Origin of the sequence: Amycolatopsis sp. MEPSY49 (genome assembly GCF_051337345.1) — a bacterium.
Lineage (GTDB): Bacteria > Actinomycetota > Actinomycetes > Mycobacteriales > Pseudonocardiaceae > Amycolatopsis.
The window spans coordinates 15,301-38,740 of record NZ_JBDLYJ010000026.1; the positions used below are offsets into that span (position 1 = coordinate 15,301).

Sequence of the window (23,440 nt, forward strand, 5' to 3'; positions counted from 1 at the left end):
GAGGAGCGAGTATGCGATCCGGCGAGATACGATGGCTTGATTTCGACGGATTCGTGCAACAGAGAGACTGGTTCGATGATTTCCGTGCATCCGGCCCTCGACGAGAAGGAGCTGCGGCTGCTCCACGGTCTCCAGGTCGCGCCGCGGATCCCGTGGGCCGAGGCCGCCCGCATCCTGGGCACCACCGCGGCCGGCGAAGCGGCCAGGTGGGCCCGGCTGCGGGAGCGCGGGCTCGCGTGGATCACCGCCCACCCGGGCGGCAGCTACCGGCGGGTCACGCTCGCCCTGGTCGAGGTGGACTGCCTGCCCGGCGCCCGGCGGGCCGTCGTCGACGCCGCGTGCGCGGACCCGCGCGCCGTCACCGTCGAAGAGTCGACGCGCGGCCGGGACCTCCTCCTGACCGTCATCACCGAGGACCTCGCCGCGCTCACCCGGTACGTGCTCGACGAGCTCGAGACGCTTCCCGGAGTGGCCCGCCAGCGGACCTTCGTCGCGACGGCGGTGCACCGGCACGGCAGCCATTGGCGCCTCGACGCGCTCCGCCCGGTGGAGGAATCCGCGTTCCAGGCGGCGGCCCGCGAACCGGCTCGCGTCCCGGCGGCACCGCCACGGGACGCGTGGCCGCTGATCGAGGCGCTCGCCGTCGACGGCCGCAGCACCGCGGCGGACCTGGCTCGCTCGACGGACCGGAACCCTGCCACCGTGCGCCGGCAGCTCGGCCGGCTGCTCGCCTCGGACCTGCTGTCGTTCCGCTGCGAACTCGCCTCGGAAGTCTCGAGCTGGACGGTGAGCAGCACCTGGACGGCGCACGTCGAGCCCGCCGACCACCGCCGGACCGTGGCGGCGCTCGCCACCTTCCCGGAGTTGCGGATGTGCGTTTCGACCACCGGCGACGCCAACCTCGCCATGACCTTCTGGACGCGGTCGCCGCACGACATGCTCCGCATCGAGCGGAAGCTGGGCGAGCACCTGCCGTGGCTGCGGATCCGGGACAACGCGATCAACCTCCGCACGCCGAAACGCATGGGCTGGCTGCTGGACGGCGCCGGCCGGGCGACCGGAACGGTGATCCCGCCGACCGCGCTCGCGGCCTACTGAGCCGGCCTGCCGGCCATGAAGTCGGGCAGGGTGAGGGCCGAATGGGCCGGTCGCGGCTCGGCGGCGGGCCTGGCGCTGAGCTTGCGGAGCCGGTCGTTGCGCTGATCCAGAGCCTCGGCGGTGGTCGGGAAGAGCGTGGCGCCGCCCGCGCCGACCAGCCCCTGGTTCGCGGCCACGAACGCACGCGTGCTGTCTTCGTAGGCGGCGAACCCGGCGGTGTGGTCCCGGCCGGCCAGGGAACCGGCGAGCATGTACGCGCCGACGAGCGCGAGGCTGGAACCTTGTCCAGTGAGGAAAGAGGGCGCGTACGCGGCGTCACCCGCCAGCGCGACCCGGCCGCGGTGCCAGCGGGGCATGCGGATCTGGCTGACGCCGTCGAAGAACACGTCGTCCGCCTCGCGCATGGCGGCCAGCAGTGCGGGGACCTCCCATCCCGCGTCGGCGAAGACAGCGGCGACGAGATCCCGCTGGGCCTCCGGGTTCGCGAACACGTCGGACGGCGGCTCCGGCCGGGCGAAGTTCAGGAAGGCGTGCACCTCGTCGTCCTCCCCCACGGCGTAGAGCGCCGCCGCCCGGCCCGGGGTGTTCCACATGACGGTCTCGTGGGAGAGCCCGAAGGTGTTGCGCATGGGGAACACGGCGAAGCAGTAGCCGAGGTACCGGTGGAACCGCGCTTCCGAGCCGAACACGAGCTCCCTGGTGCGTGAGTGCGCACCGTCTGCGCCGAACACCAGGTCGTACGTCTGTTGGCCGCCGCCGCGGAACGTGACGTCGACCCCGTCGCCGGACTGGACCAGGGTGTCGATGGAGTCGTCGAACCGGAACTCCACGTCGTCGCGGACCGCCGAGTAGAGCGCGTCGGTCAGATCCCCGCGCCGCACCTCCAGGTCCCGTCCCTCGACACCGCCGGTGACCGCGTGCGGGTGAACCGAGGCCACCTCGCCGCCGTTCCCGTCGAGAAAGGTCAGCCGTTGCAGGTCGATGTGCGCGTCCCGCAGTCGTGGCAGGATCCCCATCCGCCGGACGACCTCCAACGCGGTGCCGCGCACGTCGATGGGATAGCCACCGCTGCGCACCGCGGCCGCCCGCTCCACCACCGTGACCGCGTATCCGTGGCGGGTCAGCCAATACGCGAGCGTAGGACCGGCGATGCTGGCCCCGGAAATCAGGACCCGGCTCTTGGGCGTGGTGCTGGTCATGCCTTGACTCCCTTGTGCATGGTGCGGGTGACGAACAGGGCCAGCGCCGTGACGACGCCGGCGATGACGAATCCGGTGGTGTATGACGATTCGGCCGCGACGTCCGACCCGGCCGGGGTTCCGGCCGCGAGCAGCACGCCACCGAGCATCCCGCCCGAGGCCATGCCGAGCACGCGGGTCACGAGGATCAGGCTGGTGGCGACGCCGGTCTCGGTCGCCGCGACGGAAGTGGCGATGCCGGTCGTCATCGCGGTGACGACCAGGCCGTTGGCCAGTGCGACCAGTGCCTTGCCGACGACGAGGTACCACGCCTCGGAATGCACGACCGCCATGGCGATCAGGGCGACGGACATCAGGACGACCCCGGCGGTGGCCACGGAACGTGCGCCGGAACGCCGCTCCCAGGTCCCGCCCAGTGGTCCGGCCAGTGTCGCGACCACGGTGCTGGGCAACAGGAACAGGCCGATCTCGGTGGCGCCGGCCCCGAAGCCGTACCCGTCACCGGACGCGCTCCACAGCTGGGTGACGAGGAAGATCGCCATCGAGGTACCGACGCAGATCGTGAACGTCAGCACGCTCGACTTCCACATCATGGGCCGGGCCAGCAGGCGCAGATCGATCATCGGCGAGGCCGCGCGACGCTCGACGGCGATCCAGCCGGCCACGAGCGCGGCCAGCAGCACGATGAGGCCGCACAGCAGGAGGGGCTGCGAAGCGAGGTCGGGGGCGAGGTTGAGCACGAGCATGAGCGTGATCAACACCCCGCTCAGCAGGACCAGCCCCGGCCAGTCGACCCCGGCGTCGTCCGACCGGTCCGCCGAATCCGCCGGCACCAGCCGGTTCACGAGGAGGGTGGCCACGATGACGGCGATCGTCGGGAGCGCGAACATCCAGTGCCGGGACAGCTGTTCCGCCACGGGGCCGGCCAGCAGCGTGCCCAGCATCCCGCCGCCCACGAACAGCCCGCTGACCACCCCGATGGCCACCTTCGACTTTCCTGCGGGCAGGTGCTTGCGCACGACGATGAACGACAGGGGCAGCGCGCCCACCATCGCGCCCTGCAGGACCTGGCCGGCCAGCAGCACGGGCAGGCCCGGCGCCAGCGCGGACACCATGCCGCCGACGCACACCACGATCATCAGCCGGACCAGGACTCGTTTTCCGCCGTAGCGGTCGCCGAACCGGCCCGCCAACGGCGTCACGAGCGCGCCGGTGATCGGGAGCAGGATGCTGAGCAGCGCCCCTCCGGTGGGCCCCATGTCCAGTTCGCATTGCAGGAGCGGGAGCGTCGGCTGCACCACCGATTCCAGGGCACCGCTGGCGAGGGCCAGCATGCCCAGCGCGCCGACGGAGGCCTTCCCGATTCGCACCGGGGTAGCCAGGGTTGTGGTCATGAGCGTCCTTTCGGTGATCGCAAGGAAAGCTGGGGGCGCCGGCGCTATTCGACGGCGAGCGCCGCCTCCGCCGGCCGGCCGCGGGTCGCCCGCCAGGCGGGCAGGAGCGCGGCGCCGAGCGTCAGCAGGACGGTCAGCGCGGCCGTCGACACGTAGATCCACGGGGACCCGGCGGGCAGCACCGAGCCGAGGCGCTTGAGGCTGACCGGCACCAGGATCCCGAGCACGGCGACGGTGCCCAGCGCGATGCCGCCGAAGGCCAGGATCGCCCCCTCCAGGCCGGCCATCCGCAGCACCTGGCCCCGAGTCGAGCCCGCGAGCCGCTGCAGCCCGAACTCCCGCCGCCGCGCCGTCATGCTCGACGCCAGCGTGGTGATCACCGTGATCGCCGCGTACCCGGCGATCATGATCACCATGAGGTAGATCGCGAAGCCGGCGGTCGTCTTCTGCTCGTCGAACTCCCGGAGCAGGACGTCGCGGCCGGACACGGTCAGACCGCTCCCGGCTGACGTCACCGTGGTCAGGTCCGCCACCAGCTTTTCGGGGTCGGTGTTCTCGTCGGCTTTGACCAGGATGCGCGTCGCGTGTCCCTCGGTGGTGTGCGCGGCCAGGGTGTCGGCGGGGAGCAAGAGGGTGTCGTAGCCGTCCGGGGCGGAGAACAGTGCCGCCACCCGCACGTCGAGGGTGGTGTTGTCGCCCATCCGCAGCGTGATGGTGCCGCCGACGCCGACGCCCAGCTGCTCGGCGTGCCGGTCCCCGATCGCGATCGTGTCGTCGTGCAGGTCGGCCAGCCGGCCCGCGGTGACCCGGACCGGGGTGGTGGCGTCGGCGCCCTCGGCGGTGACGCCCTGGAGGGTCCAGCCTTCGTTCGTCGGCGAGCTGTCCGCCGGCTTCTCGATGAAGCCGACGCTGGTGACGTACTCCGAGGCGCCGGCGACGTGCGGCAGGTCGTCGATCAGGCCCACCAGGCCCGGGTCGAAACGGTCCTGTGTGGTCACCACGGCGTCGGCGACCAGGTTGCCGGCGAAGGCCTGCCGATCGGCCTCGTCATTGGTCGTCTGCAGGTACAGCATGCCGGTCGACACCGCGGTCAGCAGGATGACCGGCCCCAGCACGGCCGCCATCCGGCCGCCGCGGCCGCGTGCGTTGAGCACGGCGAGCTGGCCGGTCACGCCACCCAGCGCGCGCACGGGCCACTGCACGGCGAAGGTCGTGACCTTCGTCAGCACGGGGGCGAGCACGGCCAGCCCGATGGCGAGCAGGATCACGGCGGGCGCGGCGGTGGCCGGCGTGAGGGGTCCGCTCATCACGGCGATGGTCACGATGGTCATGGCGATGCCACCGGCGAGGAGGGAGGCAGCCAGCAGCACGCGTCCGCGGCCGATCAGCCCGCCCTCGACGGAGACCTCCGCGAGCGCCTGCGCCGGCTTGACGCGCGACGCCCTCCGGCCGGCGCCCAGCGCACCGGCCAGTGCCGCGAGGATCGCCATCGCCATGGCGGCCACGGTCGGGATCCAGCCTTGCCGGAACGCCAGGCCCTCGGCGGCGATCCCGCGCTCGGTCAGCCGGTCGAACACGAACCCGCCCAGCCACCGGCCCGGGAAGTACGCCAGCGCGGTGGCGACCACCGCCAGCAGCAGCGTCTCACGGGAGATCAGCCGGCGCAGGTGCCGAGGTGTCGCTCCCACGGCTCGTAGCAACGCCAGATCCCGCTGCCGCTGGGCGATCGAAAGGCCGAGCATAGAAGCCACGCCGAAGATGGACACCAGGACTGCGAAGGCGGTGAGGACGCCGGCCAGTGCCATCACGGTGACGCCGCTCGACTTGGCCTCGCGCAGTTCGGCCTGTCCCCGCTCGTCACCGACGAGGGTGACGGTTCCGTTGCCCAGCTTGGCGTCGATTCGCTCCTGGAGCTCGTCGACGGCCACTCCCGGCTCGGCCAGCACGCCGATCGCGTCGACCGTCCCCGGCGGCGGCGCTCCCTCGAAGACGAAGCTCTCGGTCTCCCGCACGCCCGGCAGCGCCGCGATCGTGTCCGCCAGCCCCGCGTCGACGCGAACCCGCTCGGGCAGGATCGGCGGCTCGTCGGAGTCGCCACCCGAGTCGTGGTACTCCTGGTCGCCGGTGACGACGACGTCGGCCGAGGCCAGCCGTTGTGGCGGCACCGCCGTGCGGATGCCGGTCTCGATCAGGCCGCCGCAGGCCATCATGATGGCCGCCGCGAAGAACACGGCGAGAAAGGCCGCCACGAACAGGCCCGCGCGGAACCGCAGGGTGCGCAGTGCGAGCTGCAGCATCAGCGCTGCCCTCCCCGGTTCCCCGCCGGCTGCGGGCGGAGGCTTTCGCCGGCGAAGGCGCCCAGGCGGGTCATCCGGTCGGCCACGGATTCGGCGGTCGGCGAGTGCAGCTCACCGGCCAGCCGCCCGTCGGCGAGGAACAGGACACGATCGGCGTACGACGCCGCGACCGGATCGTGGGTCACCATCACGATCGTCTGACCGGCCGCCCGCGACGAGTGCCGCAGCAGGCTGAGGATGTCCCGCGCGGTCTTGGTGTCCAGGGCGCCGGTCGGCTCGTCGGCGAAGATGACGGCGGGATCGCTGATCAGCGCCCTGGCGATGGCGACCCGCTGCTGCTGCCCGCCGGAGAGCTCCGACGGACGGTGGTTGCTCCGCTGGGCGAGGCCGACCTGGTCGAGGATCCGCGCGACCCGGTCCCGGTCCGGTTTGCGCCCGGCGAGCCGCAGCGGCAACGTCACGTTCTGCCGCACGGTCAGGACCGGAAGCAGGTTGAACGACTGGAAGACGAACCCGATTCGGTCCCGCCGCAGCTTGGTCAACTCGGTCTCGCTCAGCTCGCTGAGTTCGTGCTCCTCGAGCAGCACCGAGCCGGACGTCGGCTGGTCGAGCCCGGCCGCGCACTGCAACAGGGTGCTCTTGCCGGAACCCGACGGCCCCATGATCGCCGTGAACGTTCCGCGGCCGAACCGCGTCGTCACCTCCTCCAGCGCGACCACTTGGTTGTCGCGCCTTCCGTAGAGCTTGCGAACGGCCGTCAGCCGAATCGCGTCGCTGCTTTCTCCGGTGTTCATCAACGCTTCTTTCCTGCCGCTTCGCCGCCCGAGCCGGTGCCGGACGATTCCGCCACCAACTCTGTCGCGCACCGCGGCGGCGAACATCGTTTGCCGAGACCGTCTTCGCCTGGTGCGTCCGCACCGGTCCGGCCCGCTTCTGGTGCGAACGCACTACGCGTAGGCGGGTCCCCTCGATCGATGCGATGATCGACTCGTGGAGTTGCGTCAGCTGGAGTGCTTCGTCGCCGTCGTGGAGGAGCCCGGCTTCACCCGCGCCGCGGCCCGGTTGCACGTCGTCCAGTCCGCCGTGTCCGCGACGATCGCTTCCCTGGAACGGGAACTGGGTGCTCCGTTGCTGGTGCGCGCCGGCCGGCAGATCACGCTGACCGATGCCGGCCGGCAACTGCTGCCGAAGGCACGGGTGACGCTGGACGCCGCTCGCGCCGCCCGAGACGCCGTGCACGAGGTCATCGGTGGCCTCCGCGGCACGTTGCGCGTCGGCACCATGAGTTCCTTGGGAATGATCGACCTGCCCGCCGTGCTGGGCCAGTTCCACCGTGAGTACCCCGAGGTGTCCGTGCAACTGGCGATCGTGGGCACCGGATCCCCGGGACTCGTGACCGAGCTGACGGAGGGCCGGCTCGACTTGGCCTTCATCTCCCTTCCGGGCCGGCGTCCGGCCGGGGTGCGCGTGCGGGACCTCACGTCCGTCCCGCTGGATCTGGTCGTCCGGCGAGATCACGCGCTCGCGGCACGAACGGACGTGGCGATCTCGGAACTGGCCGACGAGTCCTTTGTCGACTTTCCGCTCGGCTACGGCAACCGCGTGGTGACCGATCAAGCGTTCGCCGCCGCCGGGCTCGAGCGCCACGTCGCGATCGAGATCGCCGACATCACCGCCGGCAGGGACTTCGTCCGCCACGGCCTCGGCGTCGCCCTGCTCCCGCGCGTGGTCCTGGTGCCCGACGAGGAGCTGGCCGTGGTGCGTGTCACCGGCGCCGACCTGGACTGGCCCATCTCACTGGCCACGGCCGCCGGCCGTGCTCCGGGTGCCGCCGCCCGGGCCTTCGAACGTGTTGCGCGGCAGTACCTGAACGCGCACAACTGAACGCACCCACCCATCTGCCGGAGCGATCCGCGCCATCGAAATACGTCGTTGGACACGGCGAGATTGCCGCGACACAGTATTCCTGTGACGAAAACCAGCGATGTTCTCGGCGGACGCCTGCCCTTGATCGACCCGTCCGCAATGACGCCGGAGCAGCAAAAACTGTTCGATTCGGTAATGGCGAACCAATTGCCGTGGGCGAATGACTCGGGATTCGAGATCAGCACCGAGGACCGCCGGTTGATCGGCCCGTTCAACACGTTCCTGCGCCACCCGGAGATCGCCCTGCGGTTCCTCGAATTCGCGGCCGCGGAGTCCGAACACACGTCACTGACCGAACGCGTGCGCGAGGTCGTGATCGTCGCCGTCGGCGCCGTGTGGGGCACCGGTGCCCAGTACGAGGTGTACGCGCACAGAATCGTCGCCGCGCGAATGGGCCTCTCGCCGGATGTCATCCACGCCATCGCAGAGGGCGAAGTGCCCGGCGAACTGGGCGACGAAGAGAAGCTCGCGATCCGGGTCACGCGGCAACTGCTGACCGAACACCGGCTCGACGACGATCTGTACCGCGCCGCCGAACAGGCTTTCGGCCAGCGGGGCCTTTATGACATCGGCGCGGTCATGGGTCAGTACCAGACGGTGTGCACGTTGCTGGCCATGTTCCAGGTGCCCGCTCCCGAATGACCACTATCAAGGAGAACCAAATGACAGTTGTGGACAAGCCGACACTGACGACCGTCGCGACCTTCCCGGAGCACTACTTCCTGGAGAACCTCGCGGTCCGAGCGGACGGTTCGATGCTGGTGACCGCGCTCAATCGACGGGAACTCTGGTGGGTGCCCGCGCCGGCCGAGGACGCGACCATCGGCGCCGTGCTGGTGGACCGGCTCGACGGCCTGCCCATGAGCATCGTCGAGGCCGAGCCCGACGTGTTCTACGTCTCCTCCATGGCCCCGGCCACCCTGGACCGCTACGACCTGCGCGGCTGGACCCCCGGCGCGCCGGTGAACCGGACCCGGACGCTGTCCTTCCCCGCGGAGGCGGCGGGGCTGAACGGCAGTGCCGTGCTGGCTCCCGGCGTCCTCCTGATCGCGGACTGCGCGGCCGGCCTGATCTGGCGGGTCGACCTGACCGAAGACGGCCTCGCCGGGAAGGCCAGTGTCTGGCTGCAGCACGACACCATGGTGCCGGGCCAGGACGCGGACAAGGCCGTCCACCTGACCCAGACCTTCGCCATCCCCTACCCGGGCGTCAACGGGGTCCGGGTCGCCGAGAAGTCCGGCTACGTGTACTACACCGGCTCGTGGGAGCAGGTTTTCGCCCGCGTGGCCGTCGACCCGGTGACCCACCAGCCGGCCGGCGAGCCGGAGGTGGTGACGAAGGGCATTCACGCGGTCGACGACTTCTGCGTCGACGAGACCGCCGGCGTCGCGTACATCACGACCCACATCGACAACACCCTGTGGCGCGTCCCCCTCGATCCGGTGGTCGCGGCGACGGAAAGCGAACTGGTCATCGGCGAGCCGATCGACCACCGGTTCCTCGGGCCCTCCAGTGCCGCCTGGGGCCGTCAGGACGGTGACCACGGCCGGGTCGCCTACTTCACCACCGACGGCGGACACACACCGCCGAATCCGGCCGGCGTCATCAAGCCCGCCGCGGTCGTGCGCGTCGAATTTCGCGCTTCTCAAGCAACGTCGGAGCTAAGCTGATCTTGTGCTGCGGTCGAGGGACATGTCGTGGTGGCGGGAGGGAACGGTCGTCGCGGTGGCGTTCGCGCTCTGCCTGCTCGGCGGCGCGCTGCGGGTGGACGACACGGTGACACCGCCGCCGGTGGCCGCCTACCTCCTCGCCGCGGTGTCGTCCGGGTTGCTCCCGGCGCGGCACCGCGCGCCGGTGGCCACGGTGATCGCCACGACCGTGTGCGGCATGCTCGTCGCGCCGATCGGTCTGCTGTCGACCCCGTTCACGGTGGCCCCGGTCGTCATCGGCGCCTACTCGCTCGCCGTCGGCGCCGAACGGCGGGTGGCGCTCGCGGCCCTGCTCCCGGCGGCGGCGCTGCTGGTCACCGTCCCCCCGTTCTTCGAAACGGACTTCTCGTGGGCGGACACCAGCAGGCTGGCGACGGTGGCCGCGGCGCCGCTCGTGGCCGCCGTGTTCGGTCGCTCGACGCGGCACCGGCGGGCCTACCTGACGATCATGGAGGAGCGGGCGCGCCGGGCCGAGGAAAGCCGGGACGAGGAGGCCCGCCGGAGGGTCGCCGGGGAACGGCTTCGCATCGCCCGCGAGCTGCACGACCTGGTGGCCCACCAGATCACCCTGGCCAACGCGCAGGCCACCGTCGCCGCCCACCTGTTCGCGACCCGGCCGGAGCAGGCCCGCAAGAGCCTGGACGAACTGGTCGGGACCACCCGCCAGGCCCTCGACGAACTGCGGGCCACGGTCGGCCTGCTGCGCCACCCCGAAGAAGACACCTCCGGCACCTCCGCGCTCACCGAGCCGGCGCCCGGGCTGGCGCAGGTTCCCGAGCTGCTGAGCACCTTCCACCGCGCTGGCCTGGCGGTGTCGATCCACGAGGACGGCACGGCCGGACCGCTACCGCCGGCCGTGGACCTCACCGCCTACCGCGTCATCCAAGAGGCCCTGACGAACGTGGCCAAGCACGCCGCCACGGGTGGCGCCGAGGTGCGCCTGGTCCGGGACCGCGACCAGGTGACCATCACGGTCACCGACGACGGCGGGGGCGCCCGCGAGACTCAGGAGCGCCCGCCCGGCTACGGTCTGATCGGGATGCGTGAACGGGTGGCCGCGGTCGGCGGGACCCTCGACGCCGGCGCGCGTCCCGAAGGGGGTTTCCGCGTCTCCGCCCGCCTGCCTCTTCCCGCCGCCGGCAAGACAGCGCGGAAAACCGACGGAGCGACCGATGGCGAGGGCCGATGATCCACGACACCCCAGGCGACGGACCGGAAACCGGGGATGACGCTGCGCCGCTGCGGGTCCTCCTCGCCGACGATCAGGCGTTGCTGCGCGGCGCTTTCCGCACTCTCCTCGACAGCGCCGACGACATCGCCGTGGTCGGCGAGGCGGGCGACGGCAAGGAGGCGGTGGCCCTGGCCCGCAAGCTGCGCCCGGACGTGGTGATCACGGACATCCGGATGCCCGGCACCGACGGCCTCGCCGCCACCGCGGAGATCTGCGCCGATCCGGATCTGCGGGCCACCCGCGTCCTGATCCTCACCACCTACGAGACCGACGAGTACATCGCCCAGGCCCTGCGCGCCGGGGCCAGCGGCTTCATCGGCAAGGGGATCGAGGCGCAGGGCCTGCTCGACGCCGTGCGCACGATCGCCGCCGGCGACACCCTCCTGTCCCCGGCGGCGACCCGCTCCCTGGTGGCCCGTTTCCTCGCCACACCGGCCGACACCCCGCCACGCCATCCCGAACGGCTCGCCGCACTCACCCCGCGCGAACGCGAGATGGTCGAACTCGTCGCGACCGGCCTGTCCAATGTGGAGATCGCCGATCGGATGTACCTCAGCCCCTTCACCGTCCGCGCCCACGTGCAGCGCGCCATGTCCAAACTGGACGCACGCGACCGCGCGCAACTCGTCGTCATCGCCTACCAGACCGGGCTCGTGGCCGCTGACTGATCGTCAGGCTCGACGGGGCGGGCGTCTCCAGCCGGAAGGCCGTACCGCCGCGGCTGCGTGCTTCGCTGCGGTAGCGCCCGGGCGTGCGTCCGTGGGCCCGGGTGAAGGCGCGGGTGAACGCCGGCACCGACCCGTAACCGACCGCCTCGGCGATGGTCTCGAGGGAGCCGTGGCTGTCGCGCAACTGCACGGCGGCCAGATCCATGCGCCAGTTCGCCAGGTACGCCGCGGGGGTGTACCCCGTCGCCGCCGGGAAACGGCGGGCGAGGGTCGCGCGGGAGACCGAGATGGCTTCCGCGAGCGTCGAGGTCGTCCAGGGAATGGCGGGATTCTCGTGCAGGTGCCGCAGTGCCTTGCCGATGACCGGGTCGTAGAGCGCCCCGAGCCAGGTGCCGAAGCACTCGGGGGGATTCACCTCGAGCCAGGCACGCAGCATCTGCACGAGCACGATGTCGACGAGGCTCTTCAGCACGGCGGACGTGGCGAGCTGCGGATGGGCGAGTTCCCGGGCGAGCATGCGCACCGCATCGGCCAGCCCCGGCGTCCCCGCCTCGGCCCGCACGTGCACGAGTCCGGGCAGCAGGGTCAGGATCTGGGTGAGCGCCGCCGGGTCGCAATCGTAGTGAATGGTGACGATCCGCGTAGTCGCGGGCTGCGTCCCGAGGCTGATCACCTCACCGGTCCCGCGCCCGCGAGCGACCACGTGCTCGCACCGGCCGCGTCCGGCGCCGCCCGTGTCCGTGGGGTCGTCGGTGAGGCCGTGCGGGGTGCCGGCGGGCAGCAGGACCACGTCGCCGGCCACCAGTTCCACCGGTTCGCGGCCGGGGACCGTGAGCCAGGCACTGCCCGCGGTCACGGCGTGCAGGGCCGTCCCGGGAAAGTCGTCCAGGGCGACCGCCCAACGGCCGCCCGCCTCGACCCGGGTGCTCAGTGCTCCTTTGACGCCGGAGATCGCCAGGGCGTCGGCCAGTGGATCCACAAGGTGACATTAGCACTTGGATCAGGCGCCAGATGAGACAGGTAATCAATTTTCTGAGCTGCGTGGGCATGGTCTGCCTCATCGATTGCTACATATGGTCTTGGGAGCCGGAGCCTTCGATCCGGCATCACCGAGAAGGAGTCACCATGGACTACGGCAACTGGCCAGGCCTCGAGATCACCGTCGCGGCCGGGGTGGCCACCGTGACGCTCGACCACCCGCCCCTCAATCTGATGGACGGCGTGCTGCTGCCGTCATTGCGCGGGTTCGCGCATCAGGTGCGCACCGACGCGGACGTCCGGGTGATCGTGTTCCAGAGCGCCGATCCGGAGTTCTTCAGCGCGCACGGCGACATGGCCTACGTCACCGACCCGGAGGCCCTGCCCGCCGCGACCCAGGCCGCTATCGACGCCGCACCGGGGGCGGTGCTCCCCGACGGCCTGAACATCCTGCAGGCCTTGAGCCTGGAGATCCGTGACCTTCCGCAGGTCACCATCGGCAAGGTGGCCGGGTTCGCCCGGGGCGCCGGCAACGAGTTTCTGATGTCCCTCGACATGCGGTTCGCCGCGATCGGCAAATCCGGTCAGGCCCAGCCGGAATCCACCCTGGCGATTATTCCCGGCGGCGGCGGCACGGTGAACATGACCCGGCTGCTCGGCCCGGCCCGCGCCCTGGAACTGCTCATCGGCGGCCAGCTCGTCGGCGCCGAAGTGGCCGAGCGCTACGGCCTGGTGAACCGGGCGCTGCCCGCCGACGAGATCGACGCCTTCGTCGACACCCTGGCCCGGCGGATGGCGGGAGTGCGCCCCGAGGTCGTCGCCGCGATCAAGACCACCGTCCGAGCCGCGACCCCGCCCGCCCCCGACGAGGCCTACGCCGTCGAAAACGCCGCCCTGTACTCGCTGTTCACCGAGGACATGGTCGAGGTCGCCCGGAAGCAGCTGGCAGCGGGCGTGCAGACCCGTGCGGGCGAGCGCGATCTCGAGGGGCTCGTCGACAGCCTGTCACCCGGCTTCCGGCCCGTGGCTCAGCGGTAGGGCCGCACGTCCCGGTCACCGCGCGGTTCCGGTGTTGTTGTGCTCGTGGATCAGCCGCCGGGTAGCGCGCGGCGACGTAGTCGGGCAGGGGCTGCGTCGCCGTGCCACCGACCCCGCGGGTGTGCGCCTGGATCAGTTCCAGGAGGGAGATGTGGACCGAGCGCACGATCGCGCTCGGACTGACCTCCGCGATCCGCCGGTGCAGCGCCCAGTTGGCGTGGACGAACGCGACGGCATCGCCGCCGTCTCGCGCGGCGGCCAGCTCCTCGAGACACCCGCGCATTTTGCGGATGTCGGTGGCCGAGGAGTGCCAGAGCGCGTCGTCGACCAGGAGCGGGTCGAGCGCGTCGCGCATGCGCACGGCTATCGTCGTGATCTCAAGAAGAAAACCCGCGGTTCGCTTTCCCGCTATTCGGCTCGTGACGCCAGAACCTACGAACGCTGCAAGGCCATTTGCCGACCGGTTCACGCCCGCGTTGTCCGGGCTGTTCTTCCCGTCGCCCCGCGCGGCGGCGTTCGCCGGCTACCTCGACCGGATCTCGACGGCGTTCCGCGGCCTGGTCGATCCGGAGAGTCTCGGGCGGTTTTCCGCACGGGACCTGATCGACCGGCTCTTCGAAACCGACGAGGTCCGCACCCTGTTCTACCTGCTCGCCACAGAGTTCTCCGGAGACCTCGACGAGCCGGGCGGGGACGTCGGCCTGCTCGGCTACTGGACCGCGATTCGGTGTCCGCGTCCGAACGGTCGGCACTGTCCCGGTTCCAGGACACGAGCACGAGCGTGCTGGGGAGCTACGCGGCGTGCCTCGACCGAGCACCCGAGTACAAGAGCGGCGCGCACAACCCGGACATCAACACCTGCGCAAGATGCTGGTGCGGGAGGGCGACGCCCAGTACCGAAGTGGCGTCCGGGGCATCTACTTCGGTGGTTCCTCGACACATCCCGGCGGCGGAGCGCACGGCGCCTGCGGCGGCAACGCCTTCCGGGTCATGATGGCGGACCGGGCGAGCCGATGACGGCCACCGTCATCTCCCGGCGAGCTCGGCGAGCCGGCTCCGGACCGTCTCGATGACCGCGTCCACCGCCGGTGCGGACTTGCGTCCCGCGCGGGTCACCGCCACCAGCTCCCGCGTCAGCGCGGGCTCGAAACCCACCGCCGACAGGGTGCCCGCTTCGAGATCTTCCCTGACGAACGCGTACGGCAGGACCGACCGGTACTCACCCCGCGCCACCAGATCCCGGACCATGTGGATGGAATCGGTTCGCGAACCCATGCCATCCGGTACCTGCCGGGGTTCGAGGCTTGTGCGCAGGAGGTCCCGGAAGCCGGGCGTCAACACCAGCCGCAGGGACGGAAGCAGGTCCGGGGTGACGCGCTCTCCGACGTCGGGGAGCGTGCCCGGCTTCGCGACCAGCAGCAATTCGTCGGCACCGACCGTGGTGACGGACAGACTCGGATATCCGCGAGTCGGCTGGTGGGTGAAGACGCCGAGGTCCAGCCGCCCCTCCTCGACCCATTCCGCCAAGAACATCGGCAGGGCCTCGACGATCTCGACGCGCAGCCGCGGGTGCTTCTCGGCGAAACTCTCCTCCAGGTGACCGGCCAGCGCGGAGACGAGCGATGGCGACATACCGAGCCGCACCGTCCCCGTCAGCGACGCGGCCGCGTCCCGGACCGCCGATCGGATGTCGTCCAGGTAACCGAGGAGAGCGGGGCCCATCTCCGCCATGCGGGCGCCCGCGGCCGTGGGACGGACCCCGCCGGGCAGCCGGACCAGCAGCTCGGCACCCAGCTCACGCTCGAGCGCCTGGATCTGCTTGCTGAGTGCCGGCTGGCCGATGTGCAGCTTGCGGGCCGCCCGGCTGAAGCTTCCCTCGCGGACGATCACCGAGAAGTACTCGATCTGCCTGATGTCCATGGCGCCGCCCGCTTCCGACCCGTGGGCCGTACGACCGCACTCCGCCACCGTAGCAGACCTATTCCACAAAGGAATGTCACGGCACAGCGCACCGCGGGCTCGCGACGTTCGCTTCGGGCGAGGCGTACTCGCTCAGCCGGCCTCGGCCGACGTCCGCCTCGAGTCGGGGTGCTCGGCCACCGGCAGGCCGAGGAAGGTGAGGGCGTTGGGCACCTCGACGGCGCGGCGCGGCGCGCTCGGCAGGACGCCGGCGATCCGGGCGGCGTCCGCGAAGTGCTCCGGCAGGAAGGGGCTGTCGGTACCGAGGAGCAGCCGGTCCGGTCCGAACCGGTGCGCCAGCAGGGGCAGGTGCGCGGCGTCGAGGACGAGCGTGTCCACGAACAGCCGCCGGACCAGGGCGTCCCACTGCTCGCCGGGCCCTTCGGCGGCCATGCGCAGCCGCGGGTAGACCCACGGGAAGGCACCGCCGCCGTGGGCGAGCAGGACGCGCAGGCCGGGGTACCGCGCCAGGACACCGCCGAACACGAGCGCGGTCGCCGCCACGGCCGTGTCGGCCGGCATGCCCAGTCCGATCTCCACCTGCGGCCCCGACCGGCACAGCACGCCCCGTCCGTGGTCGACGGGATGGACGAAGACGCACGCCCCGGCCTCCGCGCAGCTCGCCCACAGCGGGGAGAGTCCGGGGACGTCCAAGCCGTCCCCGGCCATCCGGGTGCCGACCAGCACGCCGCGCAAACCGAGGCTCAAACACCGGGCCAGCTCGGTCGCCGGATCCGTCCGGGGCAGGCACCCCAGGCCGAGCAGCCGCCCGCCCGATTCCCGGCAGGCCCGCGCGATCGAGTCGTTCACCGCGCGGGCGTAGGCGGGATCCTCCGGCCACGCCCGCGTCATGATCTCCGGGACCGGCGAGATCACCTGGTGCGACAGCCCGGCCGAGTCCATGGCGCGCAGTCGTTCCCGCACGTCCCACAACGCGGATGGGACAGCGCGAGCGCTGCCGTCACCCCGGACGATCCGGCCGTCCACCAGCCGCGGCGCTCCGCTGGGCAGGGACGGCAGTCCCGGCCCCAGGTAGTGGGCGTGGGCGTCCACCGCGCGATAGGGCGTCACGGACGGTCGCCGCCCGGCGGCATGGGCGACACCTCTCCGCTCAGCATCGACAGGTCCTCGCCGAGGACGACGTCGCCGACGCGGACGGGCTGCGCGTCGATGAGCACGAACAGCACCCGGACCGGCTCGTCGCCCCGGGGAACCCAGGAGTGCATGGTGCCGCGCTGGACCAGGACGTCGCCCGCGGCCAGCTGCTCGACGACCTCACCGCTGTCGAGGACCATGTCCAGCCGGCCCGAAAGCACCACGGCGACGTCCTGGGTCTCCGTGCGGTGCATGTTCGTGTGCTCGGCCACCGCCGGGTCGAACTCCGCGACGCGGAAGAGCACGCGGGATCCCTTCGGACCGGGCGCGCCGTCGTCGAACCGGTCGTCGTCGTTGCTCGCCGGGAACTGCCCCGTGCACCACACGACCCGCGCCTCGTACCCCGGCAGCCGCGGGGCCGAACCGACGACCGCGTCCGAGCGGACGACCGCCTTCCCGTCCGCGGCGTGGCCGGTGACGACCCGCCGGAAGCGGAAGCTCATCGTGGTGTCCCCCCTTGCGCGGCCGGCCGCAGCGGGATCACGTCGATCCCGCGCGTCACCGTCTGCCGGGTCTCCCCCAGCCCTGTTCCGCTGAGGCTCACCACGTCCCCCGGTCGCAGCCAGCGTGCGAAGTCGGCCGGATCGGGGGTGTCGACGTGTTCCAGCAGGCAGCCGCCGGGCACCGTGCCGGACCCGATCACCGCCCCGGGCGTGAGGTCGGCCCCGCGCGAGACGTACGCGAGGAGCTCGCCGAAGGTCCAGTCCATCCGGTCGAGACTGCCGCGGGTCAGCTCGGCACCGTTGACCGTCGCGGACAGTTCGAGGGCCAGGCGCCCGTCGCGGCGGTACGGCTCGAGTTCGTCGACGGTGACCAGCGCCGGCCCCAGCGTGATCGCGCCGTCCTTGCTCTTCGCCATTCCGATGCCCTGCGCCAGATCCACGAGCTGGTGGTCCCGCGCGGTCCAGTCGTTGAAGAGGGTGAAGCCGGCGATGTGTGCCTCGGCGCGGTCCGGGTGCAGGTCGCGGCCGCCCCGCCCGATCACGGCGCCGACCTCGAGCTCGAGGTCGAACATCGTGGAGCCCGGCGAAATCGGGACGTCGTCGTACGGTCCGGCGATCGCGTCCGCGTTGGCGAAGTAGAACGCCGGGCTCCGCGACCACACCTCGGCCAGCTCGACGTCCCGGCCGAGGGCCCGGTAGCACCCGCGGAGGTGGTCGAGGAAGCACAGTCCGTCACGCACCGAAGGCGGACGACGGAGCGGGGCGAGCAGGCGGACTTCGGCCAGGGGCCGCACTTCCGCGGGCGCACGCGAGGCGTCCTCTCCGGCCTCCGTGAGACGACCGCTCGCCAGCAACCCTTCCAAGGTCGTGCCCGCGGCGAGGCCGCGGACGGACTCGCCGTCGAGGACACCGGTGCGGACGTCGGCACCCGCTTGGTAGGTAACCCACTTCACGGCAATCGCTCCTTCGTCTTCGGGACGCTTCCGGTCGTCAGGGCACCCGGACCGAGGTAGGTGCGGATCCGGGGGACGACGGCCGCGGCGACGACCGTCAGGCCGCACGCGAGCAGCACGACGTACATCGGCGCACCGAAGCCGACGGTCGTCACCAGCCACACCAGGATCAGGTTGAGGAAGCCGCCGAGCACCGCGACGACGACGTTGTACGGCAGCGAAAAGCCGGTCTGCCGGACTTCGGTCGGGAAGATCGCCGAGAGCAGGCCCGGGACGGCGGCGGGAATCCCGGCCGCGGCCAAGGCGGCCGGCAACTGGATCCACACGGCGAGGCCGGAGCCCGCGGGGAGAGCGGGAAGAACCACCAGCAGCAGCGCCGTGGTCGCCGCGGTCGCCAGCCCCGCCCAGAGCAGCATCCGGCGCCAGCCGTGCCGGTCGGCGACGCGGCCCCAGGCGGGCATGGCCGCCATCGCGCCCGCGATCGAGATCAGGCTCGCGACCAGCGACGCCGTCGGGGAATACCCGAGGACCGTCTGCAGGTACGTCGGCCAGTAGTTGAAGTAGGTGACGTTCACCAGGGTCAGCGCGACCGCGAGGAGCACCGCGAACAGGACCGGGCGACGGTGGCCGGCGAGCACCTCGCGGACCGGCGCGGACCGGCGGTTGCCCGCCGCTTCGGTCTCGCGCACGAAGGCGGGTGTCTCGTCGATCTTGCGGCGCAAGTAGAGCGACACGACTCCGAGCACTCCGCCGGCGAGGAACGGCAGCCGCCACGCCAGCGAGGGCACGCCGGGCGTCAGGTGCGTGGCCACCAGGCCGGCGCCGAAGGCCGCGCCCGCGCCGAGCAGGAATCCGCTGTAGGCCGTCAACTGCTGGAACGCGCCGGCACGCGCGACGCCGCCCGGCCGGGCGTGCTCGGTGACGAAGACCGCGGCGGCGGGGATCTCCCCGCCCACCGCGCAGCCTTGGGCGACCCGCATCAGCACCAGCAGGACCGGCGCGGGCCAGCCGATCTGGGCGTACGTCGGCAGCAGCCCGGTGACCAGCGTGGCCGCGGACATGACGACGACGGTCAGGATGAACAACCGCTTCCGGCCCACGCGGTCGGCGACCCTGGCGATGAGGATGCCGGCGAGCGGCCGGATCAGGAGACCGGTCGAGTAGACGGAAAGGGTCTGGACCAGCCGCACGGCCGGCGAGGTGTCCGCGGGGAAGAAAGCTTGCCCGATCAGGGTGGCCACGTAGAGGTAGACCACGAAGTCGTAGTACTCGAGAGCCGCGCCCAGCGAACCCAGGCGGATGTTCCGCCTGGCTCTGCGTTCGAGGTCGGCCGGTGATGGTTGCGTCATTGCAGAACATCCTTCGAGGTCGAGCGGCCCGCTTCTAGTCGTCGAAGTCGACCGCGGCGTGCGGCCAGTCCACTTCGGAGAGCAGGTGGTCGTGGCTTTCCCGCACGCGCCGCCGGACCTGGTCGAGGTCGACGCCGAGCAGCCGGCCGTCCCACTTGGCGAAGCGGCCGTTCACCAGCACGGCGGTGACGGACTCGACGCCGGCGCCCTGGACGACGGAGGCCAGGACGTTGTTGCGGGGAAACAGATGTGGCGCGGAAGTGTCGACGAGGATGACGTCGGCCTTCTTGCCCGGCGTCAGGGATCCGGTGACGTCCCCCACCCCGCAGTTGTCCGCGCCGTGGCGGGTGGCGGACCGCAGGATCTCCCGCAGCGTCGCCGAAGTGCTTCCGGACCGGTGGTGGTCGATCCGCTGAACCAGGTGCAGCGCCCGCATCTCGGCGAACATGTCGATCGCGTAGGTCATCGGGTTGTCGTTGCTCAAGCCCGGCCGCAGCCCCTGCTCGACCCACTCGGTGTAGGGCACCCGCCCGTAGCGGAACTGGGTTTCGATGCGCGGGCAGACGTTCACCTGGGCGCCGTTGTCGATCACGATCCGCCGTTGTTCGGGCGAAAGGAAGTTCGCGTGGTTGATCGCCTCGCGCCCGTCGAAGGATCCGTCGGCGTACAGCCGCGCGAGGTCCTGCTTCTCGATCCCGCTGTCGAAGGAAAACCACAGATCGAGGTCCCGGCGAACCGGCAGGAGATCGGTGAGGTCGTCGAAGCCGGGGGCGTAGAGGCGCAGCGAACACAGGTCGTCGTCACCGCGGAAGTACTGGTCCCGCAAGCGCCGGACGTCCGCCGGGAACGAGCCGGCCCACCGGCCCGCGCGAGGGCGCCCGACGGCGTGCACGCCCCGCACCCCGGAGGCGAAGAGCGCCTCGACCGCGGCGTCCGAATGCTCGGGCGAGCGGGCGTTGTGCATGTTGTCGACCACCGTGGTGATCCCGCCGTTGAGGGCGGCCAGCAGGGTGTTCAGCGTTCCCGCGTAGATGTCTTCGGGCCGGCAGGCCGGGGCGAACGCCCGGTGGGCGGCGTACATGTAGCTGCGGCCCGAGACCGGGGCCCCGCCGATGGCGTCCTCGGTCGACTGGGCGACGTTCTCCGGGATGATCCGGCCGAGCGCGCCCTCCCAGCAGTGGATGTGCGGATCGCAGAAGCCCGGCATGACGACGTGGTCCCGCGCGTCGACGACGACCGCGTCCGGAGCGGAGATCGACGGCCCCACCTCGGCGATCCGGTCACCGTCGATCAGCACGTCGCCGACGGCGAAGTCACCCACCCGGTCGTCCATCGACAGCACCGATCCGCCGCGCAGGAGGATCCGCCCGGCCGTCGCCTCCCGGGCGGCGTGCCGCTCGAGGAGAGCCTCGAGCCGGTGCTCGGTCATCCCCATTTGCCACCGCCCGCGCCGGGCGCGAAGTAGTGCCCTCGGTCCAGGTCCTCGAGCAGACCCGGCTCGCGTGGCGCCCAGCCGGTCAGCTCGCGGGTGAGGACGGCCGAGGCCGGACCGTCGATGCGGAGGAACGTCCCGAGGAACCCGAAGTGCTCGTCCACCTGCCGGTCCGGGATCGAGCGCACCGGGACGCCGAGGTGGCCTCCGATGACTTCGGCGATGTCGCGCACCGCGATGCTTTCGTCGGCGACGCCGTGCAGCACCGACCCCGCCGGTGCCTTTTCGATCGCCAGCCGGAACAGGCGCGCGGCGTCGCGGAGGTGCACGGCGGTCCAGCGGGCGGTCCCGGCACCGGGATAGCCGGAAACGCCGTGCTTGCGGGCGAGGTCGACGAGAGTGGCCATGAACCCGGCGTCGCCTTCGCCGTGGACGGTCGGCGACAGCCGCACGACCGACGATCGCAGCCCGCGCCCGGCGAGGGCGAGGGCGGCCTCGCTCGGCGGTCGCCGGGCTTCGCCCACCCCGCCGGGCGTGGCGCCGTCCCGCTCCGTGGTGGGACGGCCACCGGGCCCGTGCCCGAGCATGCCCGCCGCGACGGCGATCGCCCCGCCGGGCGGCAGCCCCGAACCGAGGGCTTCGATCGCCGCGACGTCGGACGCCACCGCGTCGGCGAAGCCGCCGTCGAAAGCGATGTCGTGCCGGAAGGCGAGGTGCACGACCGCGTCGGCCTTCTCGGCCGCCTCGTGCAGCACGTCGAGCTCCTCGACCGAGCCGCGGACCACCGTGGCGCCCCGCGCCCCGACGACGGCGGCCGAGGCGGCCGACCGGGCGAGCCCGGTGACCTCGTGCCCCGCGTCGATCAGCTCGGGGACGACCGCGGAGCCGATCCAGCCCGACGCGCCCGTGACGAACACGCGCAAAACAGCACCTCCAGCACTGAAGCCGGCTCCCGTCGTGAACGGGAATCGCCGGCACGAAACGGTTTCCCGCTCGCGGAATTCGCGTTTCGACGCTAACAGAGGTTGCCGCCGCCATCCCCATACGAATGCGGCATGCGAGTCATTCTTGCCGGGAATACCCGATCTCGACCGTCCACAAGGGAATCAGCCGCCGAGGGCGGCCGCGGTCAGGGTGAGGTGCCGGGCGAGCAGCTCGGCCGCGGCGTCGGCGTCGCGGTTCAGGGCCGCTTCTTCCAGGCGGAGGTGCTCGCCGGCCGCGTCCCGCTCAGGGGTGCGGCGCGCCGACCACCGGCGTGCCAGTTCGCTCGCGGCCCACATCCGGTCGAAGGTCTCGAGCAGGGCGGCGTTGCCACATCCCTCCAGCAGGGTGCGGTGGAAAACCCGGTGGGCTTCGGACCAGGCGGCGCCGTAGTACTCGCCGGCTCCCGGCGGATACGGCTCCGTGCGGGCCAAGCGGTGGTGCGCGGCCCGCACGCGGGCCTCCCAGTCCACGTCACCACGCTCGATCGACAGGCGCAGCACGACCGGCTCGACGGTCCGGCGCGCCTCCGTGATCTCCTGCCAGCGCCGATCGGAGAACGCCGGCACGGCGAAGCCGCGGTTCGGCAGCCGGTCGGCCAGGCCCTCCCCGACCACCCGCACGAGCGCCTCACGCACCACGGCCAGGCTGACGCCCTGGTCCCGGGCGAGGTCCTGGGGCTTGAGCGCTTCGCCGGGGGCGTAGTCCCCGCGCATGATCGCGTCCCGCAGGTGTGCGTAGACCTGCTCCGACAGCATCTGACCCATGACCGGAGTATAGATGTTGCGGAGGATAATCGATTATCTGTACTATCATCGATGAAGCACTTCATGGAAGGACCACCAGATGACCGTCAACGACCCGTTCGCCCGGCTCCCCGAAGCGGCCGCCTTCTCCGTCACCAGCAGGACGGTCGCCGACGGGGCCGCCTGGCCCCTCGCGCAGCGCTCGGGAACCACGGGCGGCAAGGACATCTCCCCGCACCTGTCCTGGAGCGGTGCGCCGGAAGGAACCAAGAGCTACGCCGTCACCGTCTACGACCCCGACGCCCCCACCGGCTCCGGGTTCTGGCACTGGGCGGTCGCCGACATCCCCGCCACCGTCACCGAGCTGCCCGAAGGAGCCGGCGATGACACCGGCGCCGGCCTGCCGGAAGGCGCTTTCCAGCTGCCCAACGACGCCCGCGCGACCCGCTTCCTGGGCGCCGCCCCGCCCGCCGGGCACGGACCGCACCGCTACTTCGTCGTGGTGCACGCCCTCGACGTCGACACCATCGGCGTCCCCGCCGACGCCACCCCGGCCGTCCTCGGCTTCACCATGGCGAGCCACATCCTCGGCCGCGCGGTCTTGACCGCCACCGCCGAAACGACCGGCTGAGCCCCAGCACTCCATTGTGGACGGCACCGCGGTCCCGGCGGGCCACCTGGTCCCGAGGCTGGGAAGGCGTCCTCCGAGCCCGGCGTGACCGCCCCCGAGCCCCCATCGCCTGACCGACGGCACAGCGTCGGCGAAGGGGCTACTCGGGGCAGGAGGAAATGGCGAACCGCCCGGTGTGGAGGAATTCCACGGGTCGCGGACGGTGGTCCGGTCGGCGGCCGGCAGTTCGCGGCGTGCCCGATCGAGCCGGGTC

General features: G+C 71.6%; 21 protein-coding genes and 1 pseudogene. 8 read left to right on the forward strand and 14 right to left on the reverse strand.

Annotated elements, in window-relative coordinates; translation table 11 throughout:
* Positions 1–75 precede the first annotated feature (75 nt).
* Positions 76–1,098: an Lrp/AsnC family transcriptional regulator gene (locus ABFJ78_RS49350; protein ID WP_436394552.1), complete on the forward strand. Its 1,023-nt coding sequence runs from the start codon at positions 76–78 to the stop codon at positions 1,096–1,098.
* On the opposite strand, the gene ABFJ78_RS49355 is transcribed toward ABFJ78_RS49350, so the two are convergent.
* From ABFJ78_RS49355 to ABFJ78_RS49370, 4 genes are read right to left on the reverse strand one after another with little or no spacing between them, the layout of a single operon-like run.
* Positions 1,092–2,297 carry an FAD-dependent monooxygenase gene (locus ABFJ78_RS49355; RefSeq protein WP_436394553.1) on the reverse strand — a complete coding sequence of 402 codons (1,206 nt, stop codon included), beginning with the start codon at positions 2,295–2,297 and terminating at the stop codon, positions 1,092–1,094. The genes ABFJ78_RS49350 and ABFJ78_RS49355 overlap by 7 nt on opposite strands.
* Positions 2,294–3,691, reverse strand: coding sequence for an MFS transporter (locus ABFJ78_RS49360; protein ID WP_436394554.1), 1,398 nt, complete (start codon positions 3,689–3,691; stop codon positions 2,294–2,296). Before ABFJ78_RS49360 ends, ABFJ78_RS49355 begins: the two co-directional genes overlap by 4 nt.
* A 44-nt stretch (positions 3,692–3,735) precedes the next feature.
* Entirely contained in the window at positions 3,736–5,988 is a 2,253-nt protein-coding gene (locus ABFJ78_RS49365; RefSeq protein ID WP_436394555.1) for an FtsX-like permease family protein, read from the reverse strand.
* A complete protein-coding gene (locus ABFJ78_RS49370) occupies positions 5,988–6,782 on the reverse strand; it encodes an ABC transporter ATP-binding protein (protein WP_436394556.1) in 795 nt (264 codons plus the stop codon). Before ABFJ78_RS49370 ends, ABFJ78_RS49365 begins: the two co-directional genes overlap by 1 nt.
* Positions 6,783–6,978: 196 nt before the next feature.
* Between ABFJ78_RS49370 and ABFJ78_RS49375 the strand changes: the two genes are divergently transcribed.
* From ABFJ78_RS49375 to ABFJ78_RS49395, 5 genes are all read left to right on the forward strand, one after another.
* Positions 6,979–7,872 carry a LysR family transcriptional regulator gene (locus ABFJ78_RS49375; RefSeq protein WP_436394557.1) on the forward strand — a complete coding sequence of 298 codons (894 nt, stop codon included), beginning with the start codon at positions 6,979–6,981 and terminating at the stop codon, positions 7,870–7,872.
* Between the two features lie 84 nt (positions 7,873–7,956).
* Positions 7,957–8,556: a carboxymuconolactone decarboxylase family protein gene (locus tag ABFJ78_RS49380; protein WP_436394558.1), complete on the forward strand. Its 600-nt coding sequence runs from the start codon at positions 7,957–7,959 to the stop codon at positions 8,554–8,556.
* 20 nt (positions 8,557–8,576) lie between these two features.
* Complete coding sequence (locus ABFJ78_RS49385) at positions 8,577–9,584, forward strand: hypothetical protein (protein ID WP_436394559.1); 1,008 nt, start codon at positions 8,577–8,579, stop codon at positions 9,582–9,584.
* Positions 9,585–9,588: 4 nt separating this feature from the next.
* The gene (locus tag ABFJ78_RS49390) at positions 9,589–10,812 is read left to right on the forward strand and encodes a sensor histidine kinase (RefSeq protein WP_436394560.1); all 1,224 of its coding nucleotides are present in this window, start codon (positions 9,589–9,591) and stop codon (positions 10,810–10,812) included.
* Positions 10,809–11,522, forward strand: coding sequence for a response regulator (locus ABFJ78_RS49395; protein ID WP_436394561.1), 714 nt, complete (start codon positions 10,809–10,811; stop codon positions 11,520–11,522). Before ABFJ78_RS49390 ends, ABFJ78_RS49395 begins: the two co-directional genes overlap by 4 nt.
* On the opposite strand, the gene ABFJ78_RS49400 is transcribed toward ABFJ78_RS49395, so the two are convergent.
* Positions 11,485–12,501, reverse strand: a complete 1,017-nt coding sequence (locus tag ABFJ78_RS49400) for a cupin domain-containing protein (protein WP_436394562.1) — start codon at positions 12,499–12,501, stop codon at positions 11,485–11,487. The genes ABFJ78_RS49395 and ABFJ78_RS49400 overlap by 38 nt on opposite strands.
* Before the next feature lie 146 nt (positions 12,502–12,647).
* On the opposite strand from ABFJ78_RS49400, the gene ABFJ78_RS49405 reads away from it, so the two are divergent.
* Positions 12,648–13,538, forward strand: coding sequence for an enoyl-CoA hydratase/isomerase family protein (locus ABFJ78_RS49405; RefSeq protein WP_436394563.1), 891 nt, complete (start codon positions 12,648–12,650; stop codon positions 13,536–13,538).
* Positions 13,539–13,674: 136 nt separating this feature from the next.
* On the opposite strand, the pseudogene ABFJ78_RS49410 reads toward ABFJ78_RS49405, so the two are convergent.
* The 9 genes and pseudogenes from ABFJ78_RS49410 to ABFJ78_RS49450 all read right to left on the reverse strand — a co-directional run.
* Positions 13,675–13,893, reverse strand: a pseudogene (locus tag ABFJ78_RS49410) (FCD domain-containing protein); the annotation flags it as partial.
* A 671-nt stretch (positions 13,894–14,564) separates the two neighbouring features.
* Complete coding sequence (locus ABFJ78_RS49415) at positions 14,565–15,458, reverse strand: LysR family transcriptional regulator (RefSeq protein ID WP_436394564.1); 894 nt, start codon at positions 15,456–15,458, stop codon at positions 14,565–14,567.
* A gap of 132 nt (positions 15,459–15,590) precedes the next feature.
* Entirely contained in the window at positions 15,591–16,568 is a 978-nt protein-coding gene (locus tag ABFJ78_RS49420) for an amidohydrolase family protein (RefSeq protein ID WP_436394565.1), read from the reverse strand.
* Positions 16,565–17,095 carry a cupin domain-containing protein gene (locus tag ABFJ78_RS49425; RefSeq protein WP_436394566.1) on the reverse strand — a complete coding sequence of 177 codons (531 nt, stop codon included), beginning with the start codon at positions 17,093–17,095 and terminating at the stop codon, positions 16,565–16,567. Before ABFJ78_RS49425 ends, ABFJ78_RS49420 begins: the two co-directional genes overlap by 4 nt.
* Complete coding sequence (locus ABFJ78_RS49430; protein ID WP_436394567.1) at positions 17,092–18,048, reverse strand: fumarylacetoacetate hydrolase family protein; 957 nt, start codon at positions 18,046–18,048, stop codon at positions 17,092–17,094. Before ABFJ78_RS49430 ends, ABFJ78_RS49425 begins: the two co-directional genes overlap by 4 nt.
* Positions 18,045–19,397, reverse strand: a complete 1,353-nt coding sequence (locus tag ABFJ78_RS49435; RefSeq protein ID WP_436394568.1) for an MFS transporter — start codon at positions 19,395–19,397, stop codon at positions 18,045–18,047. The genes ABFJ78_RS49430 and ABFJ78_RS49435 overlap by 4 nt, the downstream gene beginning before the upstream one ends.
* Positions 19,398–19,431: 34 nt before the next feature.
* Complete coding sequence (locus ABFJ78_RS49440; RefSeq protein ID WP_436394569.1) at positions 19,432–20,826, reverse strand: amidohydrolase family protein; 1,395 nt, start codon at positions 20,824–20,826, stop codon at positions 19,432–19,434.
* Positions 20,823–21,752: an SDR family oxidoreductase gene (locus ABFJ78_RS49445; protein WP_436394570.1), complete on the reverse strand. Its 930-nt coding sequence runs from the start codon at positions 21,750–21,752 to the stop codon at positions 20,823–20,825. The genes ABFJ78_RS49440 and ABFJ78_RS49445 overlap by 4 nt, the downstream gene beginning before the upstream one ends.
* A 183-nt stretch (positions 21,753–21,935) precedes the next feature.
* Positions 21,936–22,568 (reverse strand): GntR family transcriptional regulator, encoded by a 633-nt coding sequence (locus tag ABFJ78_RS49450; RefSeq protein WP_436394588.1) that lies wholly within the window; start codon positions 22,566–22,568, stop codon positions 21,936–21,938.
* A gap of 88 nt (positions 22,569–22,656) precedes the next feature.
* On the opposite strand from ABFJ78_RS49450, the gene ABFJ78_RS49455 reads away from it, so the two are divergent.
* Complete coding sequence (locus tag ABFJ78_RS49455) at positions 22,657–23,187, forward strand: YbhB/YbcL family Raf kinase inhibitor-like protein (protein ID WP_436394571.1); 531 nt, start codon at positions 22,657–22,659, stop codon at positions 23,185–23,187.
* Positions 23,188–23,440: the final 253 nt, after the last annotated feature.

Coding starts and splice junctions, on each gene's coding strand:
- ABFJ78_RS49425 (WP_436394566.1), bottom strand. CDS start 17,095: ATGAGCTTCCGCTTCCGGCGGGTCGTCACCGGCCACGCCGCGGACGGG.
- ABFJ78_RS49360 (WP_436394554.1), bottom strand. CDS start 3,691: ATGACCACAACCCTGGCTACCCCGGTGCGAATCGGGAAGGCCTCCGTC.
- ABFJ78_RS49440 (WP_436394569.1), bottom strand. CDS start 20,826: ATGACCGAGCACCGGCTCGAGGCTCTCCTCGAGCGGCACGCCGCCCGG.
- ABFJ78_RS49350 (WP_436394552.1), top strand. CDS start 76: ATGATTTCCGTGCATCCGGCCCTCGACGAGAAGGAGCTGCGGCTGCTC.
- ABFJ78_RS49450 (WP_436394588.1), bottom strand. CDS start 22,568: ATGCTGTCGGAGCAGGTCTACGCACACCTGCGGGACGCGATCATGCGC.
- ABFJ78_RS49365 (WP_436394555.1), bottom strand. CDS start 5,988: ATGCTGCAGCTCGCACTGCGCACCCTGCGGTTCCGCGCGGGCCTGTTC.
- ABFJ78_RS49355 (WP_436394553.1), bottom strand. CDS start 2,297: ATGACCAGCACCACGCCCAAGAGCCGGGTCCTGATTTCCGGGGCCAGC.
- ABFJ78_RS49385 (WP_436394559.1), top strand. CDS start 8,577: ATGACAGTTGTGGACAAGCCGACACTGACGACCGTCGCGACCTTCCCG.
- ABFJ78_RS49395 (WP_436394561.1), top strand. CDS start 10,809: ATGATCCACGACACCCCAGGCGACGGACCGGAAACCGGGGATGACGCT.
- ABFJ78_RS49370 (WP_436394556.1), bottom strand. CDS start 6,782: ATGAACACCGGAGAAAGCAGCGACGCGATTCGGCTGACGGCCGTTCGC.
- ABFJ78_RS49405 (WP_436394563.1), top strand. CDS start 12,648: ATGGACTACGGCAACTGGCCAGGCCTCGAGATCACCGTCGCGGCCGGG.
- ABFJ78_RS49415 (WP_436394564.1), bottom strand. CDS start 15,458: ATGGACATCAGGCAGATCGAGTACTTCTCGGTGATCGTCCGCGAGGGA.
- ABFJ78_RS49435 (WP_436394568.1), bottom strand. CDS start 19,397: ATGACGCAACCATCACCGGCCGACCTCGAACGCAGAGCCAGGCGGAAC.
- ABFJ78_RS49455 (WP_436394571.1), top strand. CDS start 22,657: ATGACCGTCAACGACCCGTTCGCCCGGCTCCCCGAAGCGGCCGCCTTC.